At 69.4% G+C, this 5,995-nt stretch carries 3 protein-coding genes; 1 reads left to right on the top strand and 2 read right to left on the bottom strand.

Features of this window, described 5'->3' with window-relative positions; all coding sequences use genetic code 11:
• Together DMH08_RS37985 and DMH08_RS37980 are read right to left on the bottom strand one after the other, a co-directional pair.
• A partial coding sequence (locus DMH08_RS37985; protein ID WP_125621067.1) for a right-handed parallel beta-helix repeat-containing protein occupies positions 1 to 2,153 on the bottom strand: 2,153 nt, incomplete at its 3' end.
• Between the two features lies 1 nt (position 2,154).
• A complete protein-coding gene (locus DMH08_RS37980) occupies positions 2,155 to 3,423 on the bottom strand; it encodes a glycosyltransferase family 2 protein (RefSeq protein WP_199748207.1) in 1,269 nt (422 codons plus the stop codon).
• Between the two features lie 515 nt (positions 3,424 to 3,938).
• On the opposite strand from DMH08_RS37980, the gene DMH08_RS37975 reads away from it, so the two are divergent.
• A complete protein-coding gene (locus tag DMH08_RS37975) occupies positions 3,939 to 5,774 on the top strand; it encodes an acyl-CoA dehydrogenase (protein WP_125621065.1) in 1,836 nt (611 codons plus the stop codon).
• Positions 5,775 to 5,995: the final 221 nt, after the last annotated feature.

The following is a 5,995-nucleotide window of genomic DNA, read 5'->3' as shown; positions in this document are numbered from 1 at the left end:
CCGCCCGCCGGTCCGGCCGCCGGGGCGGCCGGACCGGCGGGCGGGGGGCCGGCGGGGCGGCGCGGCAGGCTCCACACCTGCCGCTTCTCCATCGGCTGCTGCAGCTCGTACGGGTGCAGGCCGGTGCGGCCGATGCGCAGGCCGCCGTTGCGCGCCCGCAGCATCGAGAACAGCACCATGAAGAACACGCCCGCCCAGATCAGGTTCATCGGGGTCAGGTAGCGCCGCGCCTTCATCCACAGCGACGCCGTGTCGGTCCAGCCGTCGGTGTTGTTGTCGTCCTCGGCGATGTCGCCGCTCGACCGGGACGTGCTGACCGCGCTCGTCCCCCGGCCCTGCAGGGTGTTGTTGCGGACCTCCGAGCCGTCGGCGTCCCCGACGAACGTGATGCCGTGCGCCGCCGCGCCCTTGATCACGTTCCCGGTCATCGTGCCGGACGAGTCGCGCAGGTAGATGCCGGTGCGGGCGCCGACGATCGTGTTGCCCGCGAGGCTGGCGTCCACGACGCCGTCCCGGACCGAGATCCCCTGCCGCACCTGCTCGGTGAGCTGGTTGCCGGAGATCTGCACCTCGGTGGCGCCCTCCCGCACGACGATGCCCATGTCACCGCCGATGATCTTGCTGTTCTGCACCGACAGCTTGTGCCCGCCGAGCAGCTCCACGCCGTAGTGGCCGTTGCCGCGGGCGACGCTGTTGCTGATCGAGCTGCCGCCGAACGTCTGCAGCGACTCGCCGGACGCCGACGGCCCCTCGGCCAGGGCCGCGCCGTTGACCGTGAAGCCGTTCTGGCCGTTCCCCTCGGCGGTGCTGTTGGTGACGCGGATCTTCTCGGTGGCCCGGGCGAGGACGAACCCGTCGCCGCGGCTGCCGGTCACCGTCGTGTTCGAGATGTTGGCGTTCTTGGCGAACCGGTGCATGACCAGCCCGTCCACCAGGCTGTTCTCGATCCGGTTGTTGGTGATCTGCGACTGGTTCGAGCCGGAGACGAACAGCCCGAACGCGTTCCCGGTGATCGTGGTGTTGTCGATGGAACCGGTCACCAGGTCGGCGGCCGGCACGTGGGTCGCGGTGCCGCCCGGCTCCTGGATCTCGATGTCGCCGGGGCCGCCGCCCCCGCCGCGGTTCTTGTTGGCCTCGAGGCGCTCCTGCTTGCGCTGGTGCCGCTCTTCCTTGGTGTAGCGCTTGTACTCGCTCTGGGGCCGGTCGGTGCCGGTCAGCGCGATGCCGCCGGTCCGCCCGCTCCAGAAGCCGAGCTGGGCGAACTTGGCGTGCTTCGCGTGGAACTCGCCGCCGACCGCGCGGATGTAGGCGCGGCCGTCCGCGGTCTCGGTGTCGGGGCGGTTCGTCCGGGGGTCCCAGCTGATGACCTGCACCGGGTTCCGCGCGGTGCCCTCGATGTCGATCTTGCCGCCGAAGCTGACGATCGAGGCGAACGCGCCCGGCAGGCTGCCCATCCGCAGGACCAGCGGGCCGTCGGGGTTCTTCAGCGTCAGCTCGGCCCCGTCGGCGACGTACACCGGGATGCCGAGCAGGAAGGAGCCGTCCGGCAGCCGCTTGAAGTACTTGCCGCCGTACTTGGCGAGGTCGGCGACCGTGTACGCCTGGCCGGTGTTGGGCAGCACGAGCGTCTTGCCGTGGCTGGAGCCGAAGATCTGCGGCTGCTTCCACTGCCCCGTCGCCTGCCCGCCGATCTGCAGGATCGCGGTCAGGACGGACCGGATCTGCAGGATCCGCTGGTCCTCCTGGTCGACGAGCGCCGCCTGCGTGTCCGCCTCACCGGCCGGCTGCCCGGACTGCTGGGCGCCCTGCTGCTGCTGGGCGCCCTGCTGCTGTCCGTTCTGGGGCTGTCCGTTCTGGGGCTGTCCGTTCTGGGGCTGTCCGTTCTGGGGCTGGCCGTTCTGGGGTTGACCGTTCTGGGGCTGTCCGGAGGGCTGCCCGGACGGCTGGCCCGTGGGCTGCCCGGACGGCTGGCCGCCCTGGGTGGGCTGGGGGGTCGGCGCCGCGTGCGCCGGGGGAGCGGGCAGCAGCGCGACCACCGGGAGGAGGCCGATGCCGAGCGCGAGCCCGGCGGCCGCCGCCGTCCGCGGGCCGCGCCGGAGCGGGCCGGGCGGGCGCATCGCGCGCGTCCGCGTCAGGGGGGTGGGAAAGGTCACCTCAGCCAACTCCCTGCAGCGAGCCGGCGCTCTGCCCGGCGCCGCCGACCTGGTCGGCGGAGCGGGTCAGCCAGCCCTGCTTGTTCATGGTGATGAACGCGTACAGCTTGATCGGCAGCGAGATCATGATGATCACGAGGGCGGTCAGCGGCAGCAGCAGGATCTCCTTCGGGTGACGCTTGAGGTGCGACCAGCCGCGCACGCCGCGGCCGAACAGCACCCAGCCGATGGCCAGCGTGATGCCGAGCGGGGTGAGGTTGTCGAGGATGCGGCTGAAGATCAGGTAGCCGAGCGTGACGCCCATCGTCACGGGGGTCAGCAGGATCTGCAGGACGGTGACCTTGGTGACGAACGGGGTCTTCCACAGCCAGCCCTTCCACAGGGCGGTGAGGTAGCAGCGGTAGGAGTTGCGGCTCCACCGGATGCGCTGCTTGAAGAAGGCGCGGAACGAGTCGGGGAACATGGAGATGGCGCGCGCGGACGACTGGTGCACCGTCTTGTAGCCCTGCGACAGCGTCAGCCAGGTGAGGCGGCCGTCGTCGCCGGCGATGCAGCGGCGGCCGAGGAAGAACTCGTTCTCCAGGTTCTCCACCACGGGGAGGATGACGGAGCGGCGGTACGCGGCCGTCCGGCCCGACAGGCAGGCGACGCCGCCCTTGGAGCCCATCGCCGGGACGTAGTCGTAGTAGCGCAGGTTGACGAGCCAGTCGGCGATCCGGCGCCACACGCTCGTCTCGCGCTGGTAGACGTTCTGCTGGGTGCCGACGCCGCCGACCTGGGGGTCCTCGAAGGGCATCTGGACGGCGTCCAGCAGGCCGGGCTGCCACCAGGTGTCGGAGTCGGCGAACACGATGATCTCGCCGCGGGCCGCGCGGATGCCGACGCCGAGCGCCGACCGCTTGCCCGAGTGCTCGTAGACGAGGACGTGCACGCGCGGGTCGGTGACCTGCGCCAGCCGCCGGTGCCCCTCGGTGTCGCCGACGTCGATCACGATGATGATCTCGCTGGGGTTCTGGGCGAGCCAGCTGTCCAGGCAGCGCATCATGATCTCGGGGTCCTCGCGGTACGAGGGGACCACCACCGAAACGGTCGTGCGGAAGTTGTTCACGACCGGCTTGTCCATGCGGGAGAGGATCACCCGGTAGAGCCAGAGCCCCCAGACCAGCAGTCCCGCGAACCCCAGCGGGATGAAGTCCCGCCAGTCGCCGCTGGAGAACGCCCCCGTCACCGAACTCCAGGCATCATCGAGCCACCCCGTGACAGACGACAATTCAAGTCCTTCCTCTCCTCGGGCTCCGGGGGAGAACCCGCAGACCCTTGCGACCCCGTGCCACCTCAAGTAAGAGGGACGAGCTTCCCCATTGGTTCACGTTTGCCAGATCCGGTCATGGCGCCCGGAAGCGTGAGAGGAGTAGTGATGAGACCGTGTTCTGTCAAGGGTCAGGCGAGGATCGTTCCGAAAGCGATGTCCCGGCAATCGATGCGTAGGCCGGGGGACATGATTCTGAAACGCCCAACCATGAGTTGACCAGCCTGTTGAGGGCGAAATGTCCTATTTGTCACTTAATGTTCGTTTGTGCGTACCAACCGGTAACGGAGTTGCGCCGTTCATGTGAGTTGCGTCACTTTGTAGGCCCGATGGTAAGGCATGTGTGGCCCGGGTCCCGACGAATGCCGCCTTCCTGGTGGTTCTCGCTGGTTACCAGCGGGTAGCATGTCGTTGAGTTACTGACCAGTACGCAGTGCGGGGCCGTCGGCAGCCCGCCGAGCCGAACGGAGTCTCGAATGGGGCACTACAAGAGCAACCTCCGTGACCTGGAGTTCAACCTCTTCGAGGTGTTCAGGCGCCAGGACCTCCTCGGAAGCGGCCCGTACGCGGAGCTGGACGAGGACACCGTGCGCAGCATCCTCGACGAGGTGAACCGCCTCGCCGAGGGGCCGCTCGCCGACTCGTTCGAGGACGCCGACCGGAACCCGCCGGTCTTCGACCCGGCCGACGGCAGCGTCACCATGCCGGAGAGCTTCAAGAAGAGCTACCAGGCGTGGATGGACGCCGAGTGGTACCGCCTCGACCTCGTCCCCGCGTTCGGCGGCAGCGGCGCTCCCCGCTCGCTCACCTGGGCCGTGGCCGAGCAGGTCCTCGGCGCCAACCCGGCCGTCTACATGTTCTCCTCCGGCCCCGGCTTCGCCCAGATCCTGTGGCAGATCGGCACCCCCGAGCAGAAGCGCTTCGCCGAGCTGGCCCGGGAGCGGCAGTGGGGCGCGACGATGGTGCTGACCGAGCCGGACGCGGGCTCCGACGTCGGCGCGGGCCGCACCAAGGCCGTCCAGCAGCCGGACGGGACGTGGCACATCGAGGGCGTGAAGCGGTTCATCACCTCGGCCGAGCACGACATGTCCGAGAACGTGTTCCACCTGGTGCTGGCCCGCCCCGAGGGCGCCGGCCCCGGCACCAAGGGCCTGTCGATGTTCCTCGTGCCCAAGTACATGGTCGACCTCGAGACCGGCGAGCTCGGCGAGCGCAACGGCGCCTACGTCACCAACGTCGAGAAGAAGATGGGCCTCAAGGTCTCCACGACCTGCGAGCTCACCTTCGGCGAGAAGCACCCGGCCGTCGGCTACCTCGTCGGCGACGTGCACGAGGGCATCAAGCAGATGTTCCTCGTCATCGAGTACGCCCGCATGATGGTCGGCACCAAGGCGATCGCCACCCTCTCCACCGGCTACCTCAACGCGCTCGAGTACGCCAAGGAGCGCGTCCAGGGCGCCGACATGACGCAGATGACCGACAAGACGGCCCCGCGCGTCACGATCACGCACCACCCGGACGTCCGGCGCAGCCTGCTCACGCAGAAGGCGTACGCCGAGGGCATGCGGGCGCTCGTCCTGCTCACCGCCTCCTACCAGGACGCCGTGCAGATCGCCGAGCACGAGGGCCGCAAGGACGAGCAGGCCGAGAAGCTCAACGACCTGCTGCTCCCGATCGTCAAGGGCTTCGGGTCCGAGCGCGCGTACGCCCTGCTCGGCGCCGAGTCGCTGCAGACCCTCGGCGGCTCCGGCTTCCTGCAGGAGTACCCGATCGAGCAGTACATCCGCGACTCCAAGATCGACACCCTGTACGAGGGCACCACCGCCATCCAGGGCCAGGACCTGTTCTTCCGGAAGATCCTCCGGGACAACGGGGCGGCGCTGAAGGTGCTCGCCGGCGAGGTCAAGGCGTTCACCGAGAGCGACGCCGGCAACGGCCGCCTCAAGAACGAGCGCGCCGCCCTCGCCCGCGCCCTCGACGACGTCCAGGGCATCCTCGACCCGATGGTCGGGTGGGCGCTCTCCTCCATGGAGAACCCGAAGGAGCTGTACAAGGTCGGGCTGAACAGCAGCCGCCTCCTGCTCGCCCTCGGCGACCTGATCGTCGGCTGGCTGCTCTGCCGCCAGGCCGAGGTCGCGCTGACCGCCCTCGGCGGCGGGGACGTCTCCGACTCCGACCGGGCGTTCTACACCGGCAAGGTCGCCGCCGCGCAGTTCTTCTGCCAGACCGTCCTGCCGCGCCTGGCCGCCGACCGCGCGGTCACCGAGGCCACCACCCTGGACGCCATGGAGCTGCCCGAAGAGGCGTTCTGACGCACCGTCCCGCACGTGCCGGGGAGGCCCCCTCGACCTCGCACCCCGACCGGGCCCGCCTCCCGCCTCCGGCACACGGCCCCCGCCGCACCGCCGTGGGTTCTAGTGATCCCCGCAACACCCTGATCTTCAGGGAGTTGCGGGGATCATGGATTTTGAGGACCTGAAGGCAAGGTTCTTCGAGGCGCTGGACCGGGAGAACGGCAGTATCTCGGGGGCTG

The sequence above is a fragment of the Actinomadura sp. WAC 06369 genome, from assembly GCF_003947565.1.
GTDB classification, from domain to species: Bacteria; Actinomycetota; Actinomycetes; order Streptosporangiales; family Streptosporangiaceae; genus Spirillospora; species Spirillospora rifamycini.
Note: the sequence above shows the minus strand (reverse complement) of the source record. Positions and strands in the feature narration are given on the sequence as shown.

What these genes read in the sequence shown, in the direction of transcription:
- DMH08_RS37975 (WP_125621065.1), top strand. Translation starts at nt 3,939, where the DNA reads ATGGGGCACTACAAGAGCAACCTCCGTGACCTGGAGTTCAACCTCTTC.